Raw genomic sequence first — 20630 nt, forward strand, 5'->3', positions numbered from 1 at the left:
CTCGCGGCTCCACGGGCGAAGGGGGAGTCGGCTCAGCCGTCGAGTCGCACGACCCGTACGGCTCCCGCCGGGACCGCGAGGCGGCCGGCGGCGCGTTCGCCCGTCAGCAGTTCGGTGCCGGAAGTCTCCAGCGGCACCTTGACGTCGGTCGCGGTGTGGTTGATCGCGAAGAGGTAGCTGCCCGTCTCGCCCGAGCGGCGCACGACCTCCACATCGTGCGGCAGCTCGGCGCGCGGGGCGATCGCCGCGTCTTCGGCGGCCCGGCCGAGCAGCGCGTCCAGGCCGTCCTGGCCGAGGCGGGTGGAGACGTACCAGGCGGTGCCCTCGCCGAGCCGGTGCCGGGTGACGGCGGGCCGGCCGGCGGTGAGGCCGTCGGCGTAGCTCCAGACGGTCTCGGCGCCGCGCGGCACCACGAACTCCGTCCACACGTCGCCGGCGAGCTCGCTGCCGTCGGGGCCGGTGAGGCGCACGCTCCCGCCCTGGAGCAGCGGCGAGAACTCCTCGACCGTCAGGCCCAGTACGTCGCGGAGCACGCCGGGGTAGGCGCCCTCGTGGACGGCGTCGTGCTCGTCGACGATGCCGGAGAAGTACGACACCACCAGGGTGCCGCCGTTCGCGACGTACTCCCTGAGATTGTCGCCGGCCGCCTCCGTCATCAGGTACAGGGCGGGCACCACGACCAGCGGGTACCGGGAGAGGTCGGCCTCGGGGTGGGCGAAGTCGACGGTGAGGTGGCGGTCGTAGAGGGCCTCGTAGAAGGCGTCGGCGCGTTCGCGCGGGTCGGCGTCCTCGCTGGGCCGCCAGTCGAGGTTCTGCGCCCACCAGGAGTGCCAGTCCCACAGGACCGCCACGTCGGCCTCGGTGCGGGTGCCGCGGATCACGCCGAGCGAGTCAAGGGAGGCGCCGAGTTCGACGACCTCGCGCCACACACGGGTGTCGGTGCCGCCGTGCGGGACCATCGCCGAGTGGAACTTCTCGGCGCCGCGCCGGGACTGCCGCCACTGGAAGAACATGGCGCCCTCGGAACCTCGGGCCACGTGACCGAGGGAGTTGCGGGCCATCTGGCCGGGGGCCTTGGCGGGGTTGCGCGGCTGCCAGTTGACGCCCGAGGTGGAGTGCTCCAGGAGGATCCAGGGGGCGCCGGCGGCGACGGACCGCGTGAGGTCGGCGGCCATCGCCAGGTTGACGTGGGTGCGGCGGCCGTCGGTGATCAGGTAGTGGTCGTTGGTGACGATGTCGACCTCACGGCCCCAGGCCCAGTAGTCGACCGAGTCGCACTGGCTGAGGGCGGTCATGAAGTTGGTCGTCACCGGGACGCCCGGCGCGAGGCGGTGCAGGATGTCCCGCTCCGCGCGGAAGTTCTCGCGCATGGTGGCGTCGGCGAAGCGCTTGTAGTCGAGGGCCTGCCCCGGGTTGCCGACCGTGGGGGTGGCGCGCGGCGGGTTGACGTCCTCGAAGCTCGCGTAGCGCTGGCCCCAGAAGGCGGTGCCCCAGGCCTCGTTGACGGCGTCGACGGTGCCGTACGTGGTCTCCAGCCAACGGCGGAAGTGGGCGGCGCAGGAGTCGCAGTAGCAGGCGGAGACGGGGACGCCGTACTCGTTGTGCACGTGCCACATCGCCAGCGCCGGGTGGTCGCCGTAGCGCTCGGCGAGGCGGGTGGTGATGTTCGCCGCGGCCGCGCGGTAGTCCGCGTTGCTGTGACAGATCGCGGCGCGCGAGCCGAACTCGTAGCGCACGCCCTCGGGGGTCACGGGCAGGGCGTCGGGATGGTCGCGGTAGAACCAGACCGGCGGCGCCACGGTGGGCGTGCCCAGGTCGACGCGGATGCCGTTGTCGTGCAGCAGGCTGATGACGCGGTCCAGCCAGCCGAAGTCGTACTCCCCCCGCGAGGGCTCCAGCAGGGCCCAGGAGAAGATCCCGACACTCACCATCGTGACGCCGGCCTCGCGCATCAGCCGGACGTCGTCCTGCCAGACGCTTTCCGGCCACTGCTCGGGGTTGTAGTCCCCACCGAAGGCGAGCCTGGTGAGGCCCTTGGGGCTGGTCTCCGGCATGGATCTCTCCCGTTTAATCGATCATTTGGGAACGTGCACACACTGCGGCGGCGTTCGGATCCCAACATAACCGCACAGCAACAACCATTGACAAGTGTCCGGGATGTTTCTCTACTGTGAACGCTCACAGACAGCAGAGCAGCTTCTCGCGACGGGCGGGGAGCCCGCTCATGCGATCGCATGGCAGGTTTTCGCACCGGGCGAGAACCCAGGTCAGGGGAGAGATCCATGCCCAACACGAAGCGCCGGCGGCTCTTTGTCAGAGGTGCGGCTGCCGCCATCACCGTCACCCTCGGCGCCACCGCCCTCACCGCCTGCGGCTCGTCCGACGAGGACAGCGCCGAGTCCGGTCCGGTCTCGCTCACGTACTGGACGTGGACGCCCGGCATGGACAAGGTCGTGGACCTGTGGAACAAGGGCCAGGGCAAGAAGGACCAGATCACCGTCACGGTGAAGAAGCAGGCGTCCGGCGACACGCTGGTCACCAAGATCCTCACCGCGCACAAGGCCGGCAAGGCCCCCGACCTGGTCCAGGCCGAGTACCAGGCACTGCCGACGCTGGTCAGCAATGACGCGCTGGCGGACATAGCGAAGAACGTCGGCGACGCGCAGAGCAAGTTCGCCGACGGTGTCTGGCAGCAGACCACGCTGGGCACGGACGCCGTCTACGCGGTGCCGCAGGACATCGGCCCGATGATGTTCTACTACCGCGCGGACCTGTTCAAGAAGTACGGCCTGACGGTCCCGACGACCTGGGAGCAGTTCGCGGCGACCGCCCGGACGCTGAAGGAGAAGGCTCCGGACACGGACCTCACCACCTTCTCCGCCAATGACTCCGGCCTCTTCGCGGGCCTCGCCCAGCAGGCCGGCGCCAAGTGGTGGACCACCTCCGGCGACAAGTGGAACGTCGGCATCGACGACGCGGCCACCAAGAAGGTCGCCGACTTCTGGGGCGGCCTCGTCAAGGAGGGCGCCATCGACAACCAGCCGATGTACACGCCGGCCTGGAACAAGGCGCTCAACACCGGCAAGCAGATCGCCTGGGTCTCCGCCGTGTGGGCCCCGGGCACCCTGACCACCGCCGCGCCCGACACCAAGGGCAAGTGGGCCATGGCCCCGCTCCCCCAGTGGTCGAACAGCGAGAACGTGACCGGCAGCTGGGGCGGATCCTCCACGGCCGTGACGACGGACTCGAAGCACAAGGAGGCCGCCGCGAAGTTCGCCGCCTGGCTGAACACCGACGGCGACGCCCTCAACGCGCTGGCCAAGGAGGGCGGCATCTACCCGGCCTCCACCTCCGCCCAGCTCAGCGGCGCCTTCACCACCCCGCCGGACTACTTCTCGAACCAGGCGGACTTCTACACCACGGCCGCCAAGATCGCGAAGACCACGGCGCCGTCGGCCTGGGGCCCGAACGTGAACGTCGCCTACACGACCTTCAAGGACGCGTTCGGCGCCGCCGCGAAGGACAAGTCGGACTTCTCCGCCGCCCTGGCCAAGATGCAGGCGGACACGGTCGCCGACCTCAAGAAGCAGGGCTTCGAGGTCTCCGAGTGACCATCGCACGCCGGAGGTCGTACGGGGTCAAGGGGGCCCCGTACGCCTTCCTCGTCCCGGCGACGCTCCTCTTCGCCCTGTTCTTCGCGCTGCCCATCGGGTACGCGGTGTGGCTCAGCTTCCGCAAGGTGCACGTCTCCGGCCTCGGCCTGGGTTCGGGTGCGCGCAAGGAGGTCTGGGCCGGCCTCGAGAACTACACCGACGCCTTCACCGACAGCGAGCTGCTCGACGGCGCGCTGCGCGTCCTCGGCTACGGCTGCATCGTCGTCCCGGTGATGCTGGGCCTGGCGCTGCTGTTCGCGCTGATGCTCGACTCCGACAAGGTGCGGCTCGCTCCGTTCACCCGGCTCGCGATCTTCCTGCCTTACGCCATCCCCGGCGTGGTGGCGGCGCTGCTGTGGGGCTTCCTCTACCTGCCCGACGTCAGCCCGTTCTACTTCGTGCTGGAGAAGCTGGGCATGCCGCAGCCGGACCTGCTGGACGGCGGTCCGCTGTATCTCGCCCTGTCGAACATCGCGGTCTGGGGCGGCACCGGCTTCAACATGATCGTCATCTACACCTCGTTGCAGGCCATCCCGGCCGAGGTGTACGAGGCGGCGAAGCTGGACGGCGCCACCCCGACCCAGATCGCGCTGAGGATCAAGATCCCGATGGTGGCGCCCTCCCTGGTGCTGACCTTCTTCTTCTCGATCATCGCCACCCTGCAGGTGTTCAACGAGCCGACCACCCTCAAGCCGCTCACCAACTCCGTGTCCACGACCTGGAGTCCGCTGATGAAGGTGTACCGGGACGCGTTCGGCACCGGAGACATCTACCAGGCGGCCGCCGAGGCCGTGATCATCGCCTTCGCCACGCTGGTGCTGTCCTTCGGCTTCCTGCGGGCCGCGAACCGCCGCAACAAGCAGGACGCCCGTCAAGGAGCCGCACGATGAGTTCTCTTGCCGTCCGGAAGGCCCCCTCCGCGGCCGGCGCGACCGGCGCGTCGCACAGCCGTCCGCCGCTGCGCGGCCGGATCGCGCTGGTCCCCACGATCGGGCTGCTGCTGGGCGCCCTGTACTGCCTGCTGCCGGTGGCCTGGGTGGTGATCGCGTCCACCAAGTCCGGCAGTGAGCTGTTCTCCACGTTCACCTTCCTGCCGGGCAGCGGTTTCACCGACAACCTGCACGACCTCAACGCCTACCGCGACGGTATCTACTGGCAGTGGATGGCCAACTCCGCCCTGTACGCCGTGCTCGGCGCGCTGCTGTCCACCTGTGTGTCGGCGTTCAGCGGCTACGCGCTGGCGATGTACCGCTTCCGGGGCCGAGAGACGCTGTTCAACGTCCTGCTCGCGGGCGTGCTGATGCCGCCGATCATCCTCGCCATCCCCCAGTACCTGCTGATGGCCAAGGCGGACCTGACGGACTCCTACTGGTCCGTGCTGCTGCCGCAGATCCTCTCCCCGTACGGCGTCTACCTCGCGCGCATCTACGCGGCCGCGGCCGTGCCGAGCGACGTGGTGGAGGCGGGCCGGATGGACGGCGCGAGCGAGTGGCGGATCTTCACCAGGGTCGCGCTGCCCATGATGGTGCCCGGCATGGTGACGGTGTTCCTGTTCCAGTTCGTGGCGATCTGGAACAACTTCCTGCTGCCGTACATCATGCTCAGCGACGACGAGAGGTTCCCGCTCACCCTCGGCCTGTTCACGCTCCTCGAACAGGGCGCCAACACCCCGGCGCTCTACACGCTGGTGATCACCGGCGCGTTCCTGGCGGTGATCCCGCTGGTGGCGCTGTTCCTGGTCATTCAGCGGTTCTGGAGCCTGGATCTGCTGTCCGGAGCCGTAAAGTCATGACCATGAACCATGGTGCGGGGGGCCGCCGCAGACCACCGACCATCCACGACGTGGCACGGGAGGCGGGCGTCTCACGGGGCACCGTCTCACGGGTGCTCAACGGTGGACACTACGTCAGCCCCACCGCGGCCGAGGCGGTCAACGACGCCATCCGCAGGACGGGTTACGTCGTGAACCGGCACGCCCGCTCCCTGATCACCGGCCGCTCCGACTCGGTGGGCTTCCTGCTGACCGAGCCCCAGGAGCGGTTCTTCGAGGACCCCAACTTCAATGTCCTGCTGCGCGGCTGCACGCAGGCGCTGGCCGCGCACGACGTCCCCCTCCTGCTGATGCTGGCCGGGACCGAGGACGAGCGGCGGCGCATCACGCGGTACATCACCGCCGGGCACGTCGACGGGGTGCTGCTGGTCTCCAGCCACTCGGGGGACCCGATCGCCACGGAGCTGCGCGAGGCGGGCGTCCCCCTGGTCGCGTGCGGCAAGCCGATCGGGATCGGGTCCAAGGTGAGTTACGTGGCCGCCGACGACCGCGACGGCGCCCGGGACATGGTGCGCCATCTGCTGGCGCAGGGCCGTCGGCGGGTCGGCGTGGTCACCGGACCGCTGGACACCCCCGGAGGTGTGGAGCGGCTGGCCGGCTACCGGGAGGTGCTCGCCGAGGCAGGCGTCGACTACGACGAGCGGATCGTCGTCTCCGGTGATTACAGCCGGGCCAGCGGTGAGGCGGGCGCCGAGCGGCTGCTGGCGCAGGCACCGGACCTCGACGCGGTGTTCGTCGCGTCCGACCTGATGGCACAGGGCGTGCTGACGGCGCTGCACCGGGCGGGACGGCGGGTGCCCGAGGACGTCGCGGTCGGCGGCTTCGACGACTCCCCGGCGGCGACCGCGGCCAGCCCCTCGCTCACCACCATCCGTCAGCCCTGGGACCGGATCAGCAACGAGATGGTCCGGGTGCTGCTCGCCCAGATAGGGGGCGAGGACCCGGCGGCGGTGATCCTGCCGACGGAACTGGTGAAGCGGGAGTCCACGTAGCCGACCGGGCGATGCGCGCCGAACCGGTCAGGATCGGAGAAGCCGTCGGCCGCTCCCCGGCCTAGCGTGAGTAGTGCGGGAACACGGACCCGTTCCCGCCTACCGCACTTCACCGAGGAGAACGTCATGAGCGCCGGCCTGCAGACGATCATCTACCCCGTCAAGGACCTCACCCGGGCGAAGGCCCTGTTCAGCGCACTGCTGGAGGTCGAGCCGTACGCCGACGAGCCCTACTACGTCGGTTTCAAGGCCGCGGGGCAGGACGTCGGTCTCGACCCGAACGGACACGCCAAGGGCATGACCGGACCGGTTCCGTACTGGCACGTCACCGACCTGCGCGAGCGGCTCGCGGCGCTGGTCGCGGCGGGGGCGGAGCTGCTCCAGGACGCGCAGGACGTCGGCGGCGGCAGGCTGATCGCCTTCGTCAAGGACGCGGACGGCAATCAGGTGGGGCTGCTCCAGGACCCGGCCGCCTGAGGCGCCCGCGGAACCGCTTGCAACCGCACTAGTTGCACACTCAATGAATCGCCGTATCGGTGTTACCGTGCACATATGGCAGCGAAGACGGCCGTTGCGGGCCTCGAAGAGCGGTGGCGGGACATCCTGTCGGTGCACGCGCGCACGATGTGCGAGATCGATCGCGCGCTGCACCCGCACGGTCTCGGGGCGAGCGACTTCGAGGTGCTCGACATCCTGGCCTCCGAGGCCCCCCGGGAGGGCGACCAGTGCCGGGTGCAGAACCTGGTCGGGCGGGTGCACCTGAGCCAGAGCGCGCTGTCCCGGCTGATCGGCCGCCTGGAGAAGGAAGGCCTGGTGGAGCGTTCCGTCTGCGTGGAGGACCGGCGCGGGGTGTGGGTCGCCCTCACCCGCAAGGGCCGCGACCTGCACACCGAGGTACTGCCGCTCCAGCGTGCGGTACTGGGCCGGATGCTGGCGGAGTCCTAGTCACTCACGCCGCCCGGCTCCCCCGGCCTGCGGGGGAGCCCCGATGCGGGGAGGCGTCCGTGGGTCAGCGGGCCAGCAGCGTGCGGACCCCCTCCGAGGTGAGCGTCAGCGGATGGTCTCCGGCCGCGTCGATCGACAGGGACAGCTCACCGGTCGGCCACTGCGCGGCGAGCGCGCCGAGCGGCACGAGACGGTAGCGGGCGACCTCGGGCAGCAGGTCCGCCATCTCCGGCTCGGAGGTGAAGACCGGCACCACGGGCGCGCCACCGGGCTGTTCGAGGACGGGCAGCGCGACCGTGGCCGGGTTGGTGACGTCCTCGTCGATGGCGTCGTCGGGCACGGGCACCAGGACGTCGCAGTGCGCGAGCGTGTCCAGTGCGGCCGTGTCTGCGGTGTCCCGGGCCAGCGCGTCCAGCGCCAGCGCGGCGGGGTTGTTGATGCGGTCGTGCGCGGGTGTCTCCATGACGGTCTCCCTGGTAGCGGCGGTCCGGCACGCGTACCCGACCGGCAGACGCTCAATCCCCCGCCGGCCGCCGGGGGGCCGACCGCCACATGCCCAGCACAGATCCGGACGTTCCGTACGATCCGTGTGCCCCATGGAGAGACGGCCCGAGCCCGCCCGGGACCGGGTCGCCCGGCCGGTCCGGAACGGGTTCCCCCGGCTGACCGAGACGGGTTCCCCGGCCGGTCCGGAGACACTCGGATGCCGACGCCGGCCGCGCGAAAGCCTCACCGCGACCCTCGTGACAGCCCTCACCGCAGCCCAGCGCGCCCCTCACCGCGACCCTCGTCGCGCACCTCCCACCGGCTCACCGTCCCGGCGCTTCGATCACCCGGCGGCGCCACCCCTGGCGACGTCACGCGCTCGCCGCCGGGCGCTCAGCGGGGCGACGCGGACCGCGCGGCAGCCCTCCACGGCGTCGGCGGGGGTCCGTGGTTCACGGCAGTTCCCGGGAGGAGTGCCGGCGGGCCGACTCGTTCTCCTGCGCCATGCGCCTGAGTGCCATCAGTGCGGGCTCCAGCAGGACGGTCAGCAGCAGCGCGCGTTCGGCGGCCTCCAACGGGTCGGTGAGGCCTTCGAGTTGGTCGAGATCGAGGGTGGCGGTGCGCTCGGCGAGCCGTGCGTACGGCAGCAGGGTGCGCCGGTCCAGCGGGACGCCGAGGGAGCGCAGCGAGGCCAGGGTTTCGGCGAGGGTGGCCCGGGCGGGCGCCGACTCGTGCACGTTCCAGCCCAACTCCTCGACCAGCGCGGCCACTTCGGCGGCCTCCGGTGTCTCCTCGGCGGGCTCGTCGTCCACCCGGAGCGAGCCCAGGGCGAGGCCGAGCAGGCGGTGGGTGTCGCCGGTGTGCTCCGCGAGGGCGTCCAGCACCTCGCGGGTGGTACTGACGGACAGCCCCCGGACGCCGGTCAGGGCGCGGATCAGGCGGAGCCGGCGCAGGTGCTGGTCGTCGTATTCGGCCTGGGTCGCCGCCGTCTGCCGGCCGGGCCGGAGCAGGCCCTCGCGGAGGTAGTACTTGATCGTCGTCACGGAGACGCCGCTGTGGCGGCTCAGCTCGGAGATGCGCATGCGGTTCGGCTCCGGTTCCTGCGGTTCGGTTTCGGTCGGGCACTGCCCTTGAAAACTGGATACCTTCACTGTCTAACATGGATAGTGAAGGTATCCAAAGTTCCTTCGCCCACCGAAGAGAAGGCGACAGCCATGCCCACCCTGCGCTGGACCACCGTCGACACCCCCGCTCCGGACACCGAGGCGTTCGTCATGGCGTCCCGGTTCGAGGTGCGCTCGCTCAAGGACGTGCCGCACTTCTTCGCCCAGTCCCTCAGGGCCTGGAAGCAGGTCTCCGGCGCGCCCGGCGCCTACGGGGCCTCACTGATCGCCCAGCCGCTGAAGCGCACCTTCTGGACCCTGTCGGCCTGGGAGGACAAGGCCGCGCTGTACACGTACGCGCGGACCGAACCGCACAAGTCGATCATGCAAGGGCTGCGGCCCACGATGAAGGGCTCGGTCTTCACCTTCTGGGAGGCACCGGCGGCCGACCTGCCCGTCGACTGGACGGACGCCCGGCGGCGACTCGCCGACCAGGAGCGGTCCGGCGCCTGAAAACCCTCCTCCCGAGGCCTCCCGGCACGGGGGTGCACAGCTGAGCGCGGCCCCGCTTGAATGATCGAATGACCGCAGGGTTAGCATATGAGCGCCACCTAGCTCGAAAGATAGGCCCGTGACGCTCAACGACGATTCGTTCACCAACTGGAAGAACCGCGAGGAGATCGCGGAGTCGATGATCCCGATGATCGGGAAGCTGCACCGCGAGCGGGACGTGACCGTCCTGCTGCACAGCCGCTCCCTGGTGAACAAGTCGGTGGTCAGCATCCTCAAGACCCACCGGTTCGCCCGCCAGATCGCGGGCGAGGAGCTCTCGGTCACCGAGACGCTGCCGTTCCTCGAGGCCCTCACCACGCTCGATCTCGGCCCGTCGCAGATCGACCTCGGCATGCTCGCCGCAACCTACCGGGCCGACGACCGCGGTCTGTCGCTGGCGGAGTTCACCGCGGAGTCCGTGGCCGGTGCCACCGGCGCGAACAAGATCGACCGGCGCGAGCCGCGCGATGTCGTCCTGTACGGCTTCGGCCGCATCGGCCGGCTCGTGGCCCGTCTGCTCATCGAGAAGTCGGGCTCCGGCAACGGCCTGCGACTGCGCGCCATCGTGGTGCGCGGCGGCGGCGAGCGGGCCGCCGAGGACATCGTCAAGCGCGCGTCCCTGCTGCGCCGCGACTCGGTGCACGGGCAGTTCCAGGGCACGATCACGGTCGACGAGGCCAACAGCAGGATCATCGCCAACGGCAACGAGATCACGGTGATCTACGCCGACGACCCGAGCCAGGTCGACTACACGGCGTACGGCGTCCGCAACGCCATCCTCATCGACAACACCGGCAAGTGGCGCGACCGCGAGGGCCTCGCCAAGCACCTGCGGCCGGGCATCGACAAGGTCGTGCTGACCGCGCCCGGCAAGGGCGATGTGCCGAACATCGTGCACGGCGTCAACCACGACACCATCAAGCCGGACGAGCAGATCCTGTCCTGCGCCTCCTGCACCACCAACGCGATCGTCCCGCCGCTGAAGGCGATGGCCGACGAGTACGGCGTGCTGCGCGGCCATGTGGAGACCGTCCACTCGTTCACCAACGACCAGAACCTGCTGGACAACTACCACAAGGCCGACCGTCGCGGCCGTTCGGCGCCGCTGAACATGGTCATCACCGAGACCGGCGCCGCCTCCGCCGTCGCGAAGGCGCTGCCCGACCTCAAGGCGCCGATCACCGGCAGCTCGATCCGGGTGCCGGTGCCGGACGTCTCGATCGCCATCCTCAGCCTGCGGCTGGGCCGGGAGACGACCCGCGAGGAGGTCCTCGATCACCTCCGTGAGGTGTCGCTGACCTCGCCGCTCAAGCGCCAGATCGACTTCACCACGGCGCCGGACGCGGTCTCGATGGACTTCATCGGCTCGCGCCACTCCTCGATCATCGACGCCGGCGCCACCAAGGTCGACGGCGACAACGCGATCCTCTACCTCTGGTACGACAACGAGTTCGGCTACTCCTGCCAGGTCGTCCGTGTCGTCCAGCACGTCTCCGGGGTGGAGTACCCGACGTACCCGGCGACTGGCGTCTGAGACCGACCGCGCGGAGCAGCAGTGGGGCGCCCTGGGCCGAGGGCGCCCCACGTGTGTCAGGCCGACGTCTCCGGGCGGTCGGCCTCGGCCCAGTGGGTGTGGAAGGCGCCGGGACGGTCGGTGCGCTGGTAGGTGTGGGCGCCGAAGTAGTCGCGCTGGCCCTGGAGAAGGGCGGCGGGCAGGCGCTCCGCGCGCAGGGTGTCGTAGTGGGCGAGCGCGGCCGAGAAGGCGGGCACGGGGATTCCACGGCGGGCGGCGGAGGCCACCGTCTCGCGCCAGGGCACCTGCGCGTCCGTGATCTCCATGGCGAACTCCATCTCGCCGAGCAGGCTGACCAGGTCCGGGTCGGCGGCGTACGCGGCGCGGATGCGGTCGAGGAACGAGGCGCGGATGATGCAGCCACCGCGCCAGATCCGGGCGACCGCACCGAGGTCGATCTTCCAGCCGAACTCGCCGGCCGCGTCCTGGATCATCTTCCAGCCCTGGTCGTAGGCGATGACCTTCGACGCGTACAGGGCGTGCTCGACCTGTGAGGTGAAGCGGGTGGCCTCGGTGCGGCTGAGCGGGGGTGTGGTGCCGCCGGGGAGGCCGGCGTAGGCGGCGCGCAGGGCGCTCTGCCCGGAGGCGGCGCGCGCGAAGGTGGCCTGGGCGATGGCGGTGACCGGGGAGCCCAGGTCCAGGGCGGTCTGCACGGTCCAGCGGCCGGTGCCCTTCTGACCCGCGGCGTCGGCGACGATGTCGACGAAGGCCAGGCCGGTGGTGGCGTCGGTGTGGCCGAGGACGTCAGCGGTGATCTCGATCAGGTAGGAGCCGAGCCGGCCCTCGTTCCAGGTGCGGAAGATGTCGGCGATCTCCGCCGGGGTGTAGCCGGCGACCTGGCGCAGCAGGTCGTACGCCTCGGCGATGAGCTGCATGTCGGCGTACTCGATGCCGTTGTGCACCATCTTGACGAAGTGCCCGGCGCCGTCGGTGCCGATGTGCGTGGCGCAGGGCTCGCCGCCGACCTTCGCGCTGATGGACTCGAACATCGGGCCGAGGACGTCGTACGACTCGGTCGAGCCGCCGACCATGACGGCCGGCCCGTTCAGCGCGCCCTCCTCGCCGCCGGAGACGCCGGCGCCGACGAAGTGGAGGCCGCGCTCGCGCAGGGCCTCCTCGCGGCGGCGGGTGTCGGCGTAGTGGGCGTTGCCACCGTCGATGATCATGTCGCCGGGCTCCAGGAGCGGGGCGAACTCATCGATGACCGCGTCGGTGACCGCGCCCGCCTGCACCATGATCATCAGCCGGCGGGGCCGTTCGAGCGCGGCCACGAAGTCCGCGGCCGACTCGGCGGGGACGAAGGCGCCCTCGTGGCCGAACTCCTCGACGAGCGCGCGGGTGCGACCGGCGGAACGGTTGTGGACGGCGACGGTGTAGCCGTTGCGGGCGAAGTTGCGCGCGAGGTTGCGGCCCATCACGCCGAGGCCGGTGACGCCGATGGCGGCGGTTGCGTTCACGAGGTACGTCCCTAGGATCGGTGGCGTGGTCGGAGGGGCGGGCGGCCCCCCGGTACCCCCAGGTACGGACCGTCGGCCGGTTCTTCTCGATCCGTCACCGATTCCTTGCGGCGATCAGCGATTCCGTGAGCCGGTCAGGCCCCGTCGAGCCGCCCGGACCGACGGGACCGACCGAGTCGCCCGACCCGCTACCGGCGGCGCCAGGGCAGCCCCGCGGGGTCGGCCTCGGTGTTCTCGGCCCGCACCAGGGCCTCGCTGATGGCCTCGCCGATGTCCGCGAACTGGCGCACCTGTTCGGGGGTGAGGGCGTCGAACACCGCTCGGCGGACGGCCTCCACATGCCCCGGTGCGATCTCCTCCAGCAGGGACCTGCCCTGTTCGGTGAGGAAGGCGAGCTGGCCCCGGCCGTCGGCGGGGTCCTCCCGCCGGTCCACGAGACCGACCTCGCGCAGCCGGTTCACCGCATGGGTGAGCCGGCTACGGGTGATCTTCAGACGCTGCGCGAGCTCGGACATGCCGAGGGTGTCGTCCGGGGCCGCGGAGAGGTAGGCGAGCACGCTGTAGTCGGCGTGGGTCATCCCCGCGTCGCGTCGCAGCTGCCGGTTGAGGTGGTCGGCGAGCAGGGTGGAGAAGTCGATGTAGGCCAGCCAGGCTCGTCGTTCGTCGGCGTTGAGCCAGCGGGGCGTCGTGGACATGGGCACACCCTACGGCGTGGTCCCGTGCCCGCCCGGAGAGTCCGAATGGGCGGACGGGCGGGCGGACGGGCGGACGGGCGGACGGGCCGGAACTACCGGACGTGCCGGAACGACCGAACGAGCGGAACGGCCGGACCGCTTCGTCGGAGTGCGCCGAACGCAATGCGGCGGCCGATCTTCGGTTGGCCCCTTTCCGGGACGGCACCCCGGGACGGAACCCCGGTAGGAAACCCGGGACAGAATCCTGGTACGAAGCACCGGCCGGCGGAGGCACCGAAGTCCTCCGCCGGTCGGGGGGAGCGGCCGGTCAGGTGGTGGCGCAGGCACCGCCGTTGAGGGTGAACGCGGTCGGTGCGGTGTTGGTCGCGCCCTTGCTGCCGATGAAGCCGACGGTGACCGAACCCCCGGCGGGGACGGTGGACGTGTACGAGGCGGGGGCGACGCTCACCGAGCCGCCGCTCTGGGTGGCGGTCCCGCCCCACATGTTGGTGACGGTCTGGCCGTCGGCGAAGGCGAAGGCCAGTTTCCAGCCGCTGATGGCGGTGGTGCCGGTGTTGCGCAGGGTGATGTCGCCCTGGAAGCCGCCGGGCCACTCCCCCACGACGCGGTAACCGACGGCGCAGGCCACGGCGGGTGCGCTGCCGGTGGTGACGTTCACCGAGGCGGAGCGGGCGGAGCGGTTCCCGGCGGCGTCGCGAGCGTAGACGGCGAAGGTGTACGCGGTGTTCGCGGTGAGGCCGGTCACGGTGGCGGAGTTGGTGGTCGAGGCGGCGACACCGGTCTCGGTGGTGCCGCTGATCCGTACGACGTCATAGCCGGCGACGCCCACGTTGTCCGTGGCGGCCGTCCAGGAGAGCGTCGCGGAGGTGGCCGTCACCGTGGCCGCGGTCGGGGTACCCGGGGTGGTGGGGGCCTGGGTGTCACCCGGCGAGCCGCCGCCGAAGATCGTGGCCTCCTCGGCGGTCTGGGCGATGCCGTTGACGCCGTTGAAGATGCGCTGGCCCCATGAACTGAGCTGCGCGGGATCGAAGTTGATGGTCAAGTCGAGGATCGGGTCGGTGTTCCCGCTCCAGGACCAGGCGAGGTAGCCCAGGTCGAGCTGCTGGGCGGTGGCCATCATGGTGTCCTCGTCGGGGTCGCCCCACTGGTCGGCTGGCCCCCCGAACTCGCCGATGAGTATCGGGAGTCGGGCGTCGACGAAGGCGTTCAGATAGTCGGTGATCTCCGCCGCGGTGTCGAAGACGCTGTACATGTGGATCGAGAACATCAGGTTGCCGGTGGTGTCGGCGGCGTACACGGACTGGGCGTTGGCGCGCATGACGCCCTGCCAGTCCTGACCCCAGTTGGGCGCGTCCACCATGATCGTGTGCTGGAAGCCGGCGTTGCGCAGCTTCTTGATCGCGGCGATGGTCGGATCGGTCCAGCCCGCCGGATCGGTGTTGCCCCAGGGCTCGTTGCCGATGTTGACGATGATGTAGTTCTCCTGGCCGGCCAGCACGTCCTTCAGGCCGATCCAGTAGTCGGCCGCCTGGTCGAGCGTGCCGGCCGCGGTGTCCTCGCCGTACCCGGTGGTGTCGTGCACCTCCAGTACGCAGATGAGCCGGTTGGCCTTGCACTGCGCGACGACGGTCGCCACGTCCGACGCGCTGTTCGCACTCCAGCGGTGGCCGTCGGCGAGGACGACCCGCACCGCGTTGGCGCCCATCGCCTTGATGTCGGCGAGCGACTGCTGCGTCCTGCCCGGGTACCAGGTGTGGGCGTGGTTCACGCCGCGCATGACGAAGTCGTTCCCGTTGCTCTCGACCAGCCGGCCGTCGCTGATGTGCAGGCCGGTGGCGAGAGCGCCGGGCGATCGGGTCTGGGCCTGGGCGGCGGCCGGGCAGAGGGCACCGACGAGGACCAGGCCGAGGAGGGCCGCGAGTCTGGTCAACAGCGTGCCCAGGGGGTGCGCCGGCGACACGCCGCGGGTCGTGCTCCTTGCCGTGCGCACAGTTGCGCGCACAGCCGTGCTTCTCTTCGTGATTCTTTTCGTGCTTCTCTTCGTGCTCCTTGTCGTGCTCGGTGTCGTGCTCCTTGTCGTTCTCACTGCGACTCCAGAAGTGAGGCCAAGAAACTCAGGCGGCAGAGGGGGTGGGGGGTGCGGGGGATGGTACGTGGGAGCGCTCCCATGAAAGCCACTGCGTCAAGTACACGTCAAGCCCTTGCGCAGGGTCCCGCCGGATACGGGGAGGCACGCGAGCGCCGCGCCGAGGTCCGCGGTGCAGTGGTCGTCGGGGAAGACCGCCCGGGTGCCGCCGATCATCTCCAGGTCGGCGGCTCCCGGCCGGCCGCGGCCATGGCCTCCCGGAGCGTCCGCAGATCCTCACCTTCACGCACGACGCGGCCGGACGCGAAGTGGAGCGCGTGCGGTGCCGGCCGCCCCAGCGGATGGAAACCGTGGCCGTACCGTACGAGCCTGCGCAGGACGGGCCCGCCGAGGCGCTGATCGCCGAAGCAGAGCCGTGGTCCGGTGGGGCGGAACGCCTTGGGTTCGAAGTGGACGTCCCGGAACGGGTAGTGCTCGCTCTCGTGCGAGATCGGCGACGCTCCCCCAGGCTTTCGCCCAGATGTCGAGATGTTCGTCGAGCAGCCGCCCGCAGGAGGCCCGTCGGGCATTCGCGCCGACACCAACTCGCCCGGCATGGTACGGGCGCCCGCGACCGGGTCCGCCGGGGCCCACGACGGCGCGGCCCGGGAGGCGCGGCCGGCCCGGATCCCGCTGGGCCGGGTCGGGACGCCCGAGGACATCGCCTGGCGCGCGGTCTACCTCGCGTCGGAGGAGTCAGCCTGGGAGACGGGCGGCGACTTCCCCGTGGACGGCGGAGTGCCGGCCAAGTGAAGTGTTCCCAGGGGGTGTTGCGGCGGGGGTTAGGAGGCGGCGCGACGGCCGCGCGCGGGCTTGCGTCCGCGTGCCGCGCCGTCCTGCTCCAGCTGTTCCTCCACGGCCCGCTGCGCCCGTACGGTCGCCCCCGCGATCAGGGCGGAGGCCAGTTCCCCGTCCCGCTCCTCGCAGGCCTGGAGCAGCCGTTCCTGGTCGTCGGCGCTGTGCGCGAGCCGGCCGGCCCGGGTCAGGCTGAGGTGCCGCAGCATCAGCGTGCGCAGGGCCAGCGAGTCCAGGATCTGCTTCAGCGTGGGGTTGCCGACGATCTCGGTCATCCGCTCATGGAGCAGCACGTGGTTCCACAAGTACCCGTCCACGTCACCACCGTCGGCGAGCTTGCGCATCCGTTCTACCCGGGTGCGCAGCTCGGCGAGTTGCTCGTCGTCGGCCCGCTCCACCAGCAGCCCGGCGAGCATCGACAGGAGGTTCTTGCGCACCTGGTAGATGTCCCGGATGTCCTGCGGGGTCGGCGCGGCCACCCTGGGGCGGCGGCGCGCCTTCATCTCGACCAGGCCCTCCTGTTCGAGGAGCATCAGCGCCTCGCGGACGGGCGTCCGGCTGGTCTCGAACCGGCGTGACAGATCGACGCTGTTGAGGTCCTGACCGGGCTCCAGGCGGCCCTCGATGATGCCCGCGCCGACCCATTCGGCGATCTGCGCGACCAGCGGTTCACGCCGGTCCCGCAGCCGCAGGAGGCGCTCCAGCACGAGGTGCGTGTCCTGATCGGTCATGCGGCACATCTCCCTGCCTGCCCGGGCTCACAGCCGACGCAACGGTGTCGACACTATCTCACCCCAGGGTGGTCTACGCCGGAGATCCCCCCGCATCCTGTCGACAGACGGGCCCGCTTACCTCAGTTCGACCCGGAGTGGACAGAGACGTCGGCAAAAAGGCTCTCTTCGAACTGTCCACGCTGACGGGCCACTACAGCACCCTGGCTCTCCAGCTACCGCTCTTCGACGTCCCGGCCCGACGGCGATTTCCCCGGATTTCATCGAGCGGGTCCGATACGGAACCACCGGCCGAAGTCCGTGGATTCACTTGACCAAGGAGTGACGGGCATGTGTGGGTATTGTATCCACCGGTCATTCCGTGACGGTGTATCAGCCTTTCGGTACGGATTCCTCCGCCGTCGCTCCGGAGAAAGGCTTGCGGCGATATCTGCGGTGCAGTAACTACGTGAATCATGAACCTGTTCACCCGCGGCGCATCCTCCCGACGCCCGGCTCCCCCCACAGCTCCGCAGCGCCCGACCGACTCGCCCTTCCCTCCCTCCGCCGGCCTGCCGAATCCCGCCCTCGCGGCGCTGACCGGCGACTGGATGATCGACCCGGCGCACAGCCGTATCGGCTTCTCCGTCCGGCACGCCCTGGTGACCACCGTGCGCGGTGCTTTCACGGAGTACCAGAGCCGGCTCTACTTCGACGGCCACGACCCGGCCCGCTCACGGGCCGAGATCGTGTTGTCCACCGCCAGCGTCGACACCGGCGTGGAGCAACGCGACGCGCATTTGGCCGGCCGTGACTTCTTGGATGCCGCGACCTATCCGCGTATGCGTTTCACCAGTACCGCCGTACAACTCGCGGGTCCCGACGTCTACCGCATGAGCGGCGACCTCACCATCAAAGAGACTACTCGTCCCGTAACCCTTGAACTCACCTACATAGGACATGTCACCGACCCGTTCGGCTATGAACGCGCCGGTTTCGACGGGACCACCACCATCGACCGTTCCGAATGGGGCCTGACCTACAACGCGCGACTGGCCGAGGGCGGCGCCATGGTGAGTGAGAAGGTGCGCCTCCAGTTCGACATCGCCGCCATCCGCACCACCCCCGCGCGCTGACCTGCTCGGGCGGGACGTCGGCGCAGGGCCCCTTGGTGGCGTCAGCGATGAATCCACGGGCGAAGAAGGTGAGCCGCCGCCCCTCGCCGCTTCCGCATGCGCACCTCGACGTGCGCGGCCGCTACGGCACCCCCGTCTCCGCCGAGGCCGCCTGCGCGCCCTGCGCCCTGCGCCCTGGGCCCGCTTCGCGATCCAGGCGCTGCGGAGCCGGACGAGGACGACGACGCAACGTGACCCGGCCGCATGTGCGGCTGCCGGAGCGAGCCGTCGAGCAGGCTGGAGTCGCCTTCCTCGACCTGGCGGATGACAGCGCGGGCGAAGACCTCGGTGTCGTGGAGGGCGAGGTGGATGCCCTCGGCCCTCATCGGCGGGACGATGCGGGCCGCGTCTCCGAGACGGAAGAGCCTGCCGCGGCTCAGGACGCACCGGCACAGCAGGATCAAGTACTGGCGGCTTTGGGCTTACGCCGGCGCTGCGCCCGCCCGGGTGCCGGGCCCTACCGGGCCGGGCCTCCCTGTACGTCGTCGTCAACCAGGCCGATCACCGCTGCCTGGACGCAGACGCCGCCGGTGCGGGCCTCAACGGCCACGGGGTCCACAGCACCCGGTGCGACGGGGCCGGCCGCGCAGCGGTGGTGGCTGGGCGCCTCCGCCGTGTCCGGCACCCGGACCCCGGTCGGCGTTCCGGACGGTTTCCGTCCGGACGCGGAGGCCGCCGGTTCCGGCCAGGACGGTCAGCGGGTCCAGGCCTGGAGCTGCGCGGGCAGTACCGACCAGGCCTGGAAGTGGGGCTGACCGCACGCAGTGGGCGGCGGCGCCCCGGACCTTGCGGCCGCACGGTCCGGCAGGTGACAGGGTAGGCGTGTGAGCGGCCCGTGCGGGCCCTGCAGCTCGGCGTGCCCATCGTGTCCACCGTGTCCTGCGGGCACCCGTCACCGCTCGTCGCCTGGCACGTCGAGACGGCCACCCGGCGTCTCGACGCCGTCCCGACGGACGAGAGCCCGCGGAGAGTCCGGTGCAGGCGGCTCCGGCGCAGCACAAACCCGCACCAGCCCTTCATATGCCGGGCACCATCACCAACAACAGGGCCCGCCTCCACGTAGGGGTGCCTCCCCCGCGGGCATGCCTCCACACCCGTCGGGCAGGCACCCCGGCCCGCAGCCGCACTCCTCCGTACGAGGTCTGCCTGGAGTCGGGCCTTATCAGCCCTCGTCCGTCAGGGCCGCCCGCGCGGCGGCGAGGATCTCCTCGGAGAGGGGCGAGTCCTTGGTGGCCCGAGCCAGGACGAGTGCGCCGAGCATCGTGCACAGTCGGGCGATGCCGTCCTCGTCCTCGGTGGCGAGCCACTCGGCGAAGTCGCCCACGCCCTGGGTGTAGACGCGATGCGCCCCGTCGGCGCCGGGTTCACGGGCCATGTCGTGGGCGAGCGCGGCCGTGGGACAGCCCTCCGCCGGGTTGTCGCGGTGCTCGACGGACAGATAGGCGTCGATCAGCGCCCGCTGGGCGGCGGCGCGCCGTCCGGCGCCCTGCTCGAGGGCGGCCGCGCGATTCTGGGCGAGTTCCCCGAAGGCATGGGCGGTGGCCTCGTCGATGAGCGCGTCCTTCGACGCGAACTGCTTGTAGAAACCGCCGTGCGTCAGCCCGGACGCCTTCATCAGGTCGGCGACGCTGATGTGCGTGCCCTGCTCGCGGAACAGCCGGGAGGCGGTTCGCACGACCCGCTCGCGGTTCTCCCGCGCCTGCGCCTGTGACACACGACCCATCGGCCCTCCTCGGTTGAATGTCGGTTGCCATCTATTCTATGCTCAGTTTAGATTGCGAACGTAATCTAAATACGGACCCCTCCCCCGGGGTCCACAGCACCGGGAGCAGACATGGAACTCAAGGACGCCGTCGTAGTGGTCACCGGCGCCAACCGCGGACTGGGGCGCGAGCTGGCCACCCAGCTCCTGGAGCGTGGCGCGAAGGTGTACGCGGCGGCGCGCCGCCCGGAGACCGTCGACCTGGCCGGCGCGATTCCGCTCCGCCTGGACGTCACGGACGAGGAGTCCGTCGTGGCCGCGGCCCGCGTGGCGTCCGACGCGACGCTGCTGGTGAACAACGCCGGCATCTCCACCGGCACCCCGCTCATCGCCGGCGGCCTGGACGCGGTGCGACAGGAGATGGCGACGAACTTCTTCGGGCCCCTCGCCGCGACCCGGGCCTTCGCCCCGGTCATCGAGCGCAACGGCGGCGGCGCCGTACTCAACGTCCTGTCCGTGCTCTCCTGGCTGCACCCGGCCGGCCTCGGCTCCTACGCGGCGAGCAAAGCCGCCGCCTGGGCGCTGACCAACGCGACCCGGGAGGAGCTGGCGCCCCGCGGCATCACCGTGTCCGCGCTGCACGTCGGGTACATGGACACCGACATGGCCGCCGCGGTGCCCGCCGACCAGAAGGCCGACCCCGCCGACGTCGCCGCACAGGCGCTCATCGGCCTCGAGCAGGGCCTGCCCGAGGTCCTCGCCGACGAGACCACTCGCTACGTCAAGCAGGGACTGGCCGCAGCGCCGAGCGCGGCATGAGGCCGCCCCGCCGGATG

At 70.6% G+C, this 20630-nt stretch carries 20 protein-coding genes and 2 pseudogenes; 12 read left to right on the forward strand and 10 right to left on the reverse strand.

The window, feature by feature from the left end; translation table 11 throughout:
* Nucleotides 1-32: 32 nt before the first annotated feature.
* Nucleotides 33-2054 carry a beta-galactosidase gene (locus ACFVYS_RS09590; RefSeq protein WP_389500415.1) on the reverse strand — a complete coding sequence of 674 codons (2022 nt, stop codon included), beginning with the start codon at nt 2052-2054 and terminating at the stop codon, nt 33-35.
* 228 nt (nt 2055-2282) lie between these two features.
* Between ACFVYS_RS09590 and ACFVYS_RS09595 the strand changes: the two genes are divergently transcribed.
* From ACFVYS_RS09595 to ACFVYS_RS09620, 6 genes are all read left to right on the forward strand, one after another.
* Nucleotides 2283-3611, forward strand: a complete 1329-nt coding sequence (locus ACFVYS_RS09595; RefSeq protein WP_389500417.1) for an ABC transporter substrate-binding protein — start codon at nt 2283-2285, stop codon at nt 3609-3611.
* Nucleotides 3608-4543 (forward strand): carbohydrate ABC transporter permease, encoded by a 936-nt coding sequence (locus ACFVYS_RS09600; protein ID WP_389500419.1) that lies wholly within the window; start codon nt 3608-3610, stop codon nt 4541-4543. The genes ACFVYS_RS09595 and ACFVYS_RS09600 overlap by 4 nt, the downstream gene beginning before the upstream one ends.
* Entirely contained in the window at nt 4540-5445 is a 906-nt protein-coding gene (locus tag ACFVYS_RS09605) for a carbohydrate ABC transporter permease (RefSeq protein ID WP_389500421.1), read from the forward strand. Before ACFVYS_RS09600 ends, ACFVYS_RS09605 begins: the two co-directional genes overlap by 4 nt.
* Nucleotides 5442-6476, forward strand: a complete 1035-nt coding sequence (locus ACFVYS_RS09610; protein WP_389500423.1) for a LacI family DNA-binding transcriptional regulator — start codon at nt 5442-5444, stop codon at nt 6474-6476. Before ACFVYS_RS09605 ends, ACFVYS_RS09610 begins: the two co-directional genes overlap by 4 nt.
* A 126-nt stretch (nt 6477-6602) precedes the next feature.
* On the forward strand, nt 6603-6953 hold the full coding sequence (locus ACFVYS_RS09615; protein ID WP_389500425.1) for a VOC family protein: 351 nt from the start codon (nt 6603-6605) through the stop codon (nt 6951-6953).
* Nucleotides 6954-7028: 75 nt separating this feature from the next.
* Entirely contained in the window at nt 7029-7421 is a 393-nt protein-coding gene (locus ACFVYS_RS09620) for a MarR family winged helix-turn-helix transcriptional regulator (protein WP_389500427.1), read from the forward strand.
* Between the two features lie 64 nt (nt 7422-7485).
* Here ACFVYS_RS09620 and ACFVYS_RS09625 read toward each other — a convergent pair whose 3' ends face one another.
* Nucleotides 7486-7884, reverse strand: coding sequence for an SseB family protein (locus tag ACFVYS_RS09625; protein ID WP_389500429.1), 399 nt, complete (start codon nt 7882-7884; stop codon nt 7486-7488).
* Between the two features lie 475 nt (nt 7885-8359).
* Nucleotides 8360-8989, reverse strand: coding sequence for a MerR family transcriptional regulator (locus tag ACFVYS_RS09630; protein ID WP_389500431.1), 630 nt, complete (start codon nt 8987-8989; stop codon nt 8360-8362).
* A 132-nt stretch (nt 8990-9121) separates the two neighbouring features.
* Between ACFVYS_RS09630 and ACFVYS_RS09635 the strand changes: the two genes are divergently transcribed.
* Nucleotides 9122-9523, forward strand: coding sequence for a DUF3291 domain-containing protein (locus ACFVYS_RS09635; RefSeq protein ID WP_389500433.1), 402 nt, complete (start codon nt 9122-9124; stop codon nt 9521-9523).
* A 118-nt stretch (nt 9524-9641) separates the two neighbouring features.
* The gene (locus ACFVYS_RS09640) at nt 9642-11096 is read left to right on the forward strand and encodes a glyceraldehyde-3-phosphate dehydrogenase (protein ID WP_389500435.1); all 1455 of its coding nucleotides are present in this window, start codon (nt 9642-9644) and stop codon (nt 11094-11096) included.
* A 56-nt stretch (nt 11097-11152) separates the two neighbouring features.
* On the opposite strand, the gene gndA is transcribed toward ACFVYS_RS09640, so the two are convergent.
* From gndA to ACFVYS_RS09660, 4 genes and pseudogenes are all read right to left on the reverse strand, one after another.
* Nucleotides 11153-12592 (reverse strand): NADP-dependent phosphogluconate dehydrogenase, encoded by a 1440-nt coding sequence (gene gndA, locus ACFVYS_RS09645; RefSeq protein ID WP_054240726.1) that lies wholly within the window; start codon nt 12590-12592, stop codon nt 11153-11155.
* 188 nt (nt 12593-12780) lie between these two features.
* A complete protein-coding gene (locus ACFVYS_RS09650) occupies nt 12781-13287 on the reverse strand; it encodes a MarR family winged helix-turn-helix transcriptional regulator (RefSeq protein ID WP_389500437.1) in 507 nt (168 codons plus the stop codon).
* Between the two features lie 307 nt (nt 13288-13594).
* On the reverse strand, nt 13595-15277 hold the full coding sequence (locus ACFVYS_RS09655; protein ID WP_389500742.1) for a cellulase family glycosylhydrolase: 1683 nt from the start codon (nt 15275-15277) through the stop codon (nt 13595-13597).
* A gap of 234 nt (nt 15278-15511) precedes the next feature.
* Nucleotides 15512-15922: pseudogene (locus ACFVYS_RS09660) on the reverse strand (hypothetical protein); the annotation flags it as partial.
* 45 nt (nt 15923-15967) lie between these two features.
* Between ACFVYS_RS09660 and ACFVYS_RS09665 the strand changes: the two are divergent.
* Entirely contained in the window at nt 15968-16165 is a 198-nt protein-coding gene (locus tag ACFVYS_RS09665; RefSeq protein WP_389500439.1) for an SDR family oxidoreductase, read from the forward strand.
* A 29-nt stretch (nt 16166-16194) separates the two neighbouring features.
* Here ACFVYS_RS09665 and ACFVYS_RS09670 read toward each other — a convergent pair whose 3' ends face one another.
* The gene (locus ACFVYS_RS09670) at nt 16195-16938 is read right to left on the reverse strand and encodes a GntR family transcriptional regulator (RefSeq protein WP_389500441.1); all 744 of its coding nucleotides are present in this window, start codon (nt 16936-16938) and stop codon (nt 16195-16197) included.
* A 455-nt stretch (nt 16939-17393) separates the two neighbouring features.
* Here ACFVYS_RS09670 and ACFVYS_RS09675 point away from each other — a divergent pair, with 455 nt between their 5' ends.
* A complete protein-coding gene (locus tag ACFVYS_RS09675; protein ID WP_389500442.1) occupies nt 17394-18053 on the forward strand; it encodes a YceI family protein in 660 nt (219 codons plus the stop codon).
* A 266-nt stretch (nt 18054-18319) separates the two neighbouring features.
* On the opposite strand, the pseudogene ACFVYS_RS09680 reads toward ACFVYS_RS09675, so the two are convergent.
* Nucleotides 18320-18472, reverse strand: a pseudogene (locus tag ACFVYS_RS09680) (FAD-dependent monooxygenase); the annotation flags it as partial.
* A 234-nt stretch (nt 18473-18706) separates the two neighbouring features.
* Between ACFVYS_RS09680 and ACFVYS_RS09685 the strand changes: the two are divergent.
* The gene (locus tag ACFVYS_RS09685) at nt 18707-18847 is read left to right on the forward strand and encodes a hypothetical protein (RefSeq protein ID WP_389500443.1); all 141 of its coding nucleotides are present in this window, start codon (nt 18707-18709) and stop codon (nt 18845-18847) included.
* A gap of 407 nt (nt 18848-19254) precedes the next feature.
* On the opposite strand, the gene ACFVYS_RS09690 is transcribed toward ACFVYS_RS09685, so the two are convergent.
* A complete protein-coding gene (locus ACFVYS_RS09690) occupies nt 19255-19815 on the reverse strand; it encodes a TetR/AcrR family transcriptional regulator (RefSeq protein ID WP_389500444.1) in 561 nt (186 codons plus the stop codon).
* Between the two features lie 111 nt (nt 19816-19926).
* Between ACFVYS_RS09690 and ACFVYS_RS09695 the strand changes: the two genes are divergently transcribed.
* A complete protein-coding gene (locus ACFVYS_RS09695) occupies nt 19927-20613 on the forward strand; it encodes an SDR family oxidoreductase (RefSeq protein ID WP_389500445.1) in 687 nt (228 codons plus the stop codon).
* The last annotated feature ends 17 nt before the right edge of the window (nt 20614-20630 follow it).

It is taken from the genome of Streptomyces sp. NPDC058295 (genome assembly GCF_042880655.1).
Classification (GTDB): domain Bacteria; phylum Actinomycetota; class Actinomycetes; order Streptomycetales; family Streptomycetaceae; genus Streptomyces; species Streptomyces coriariae.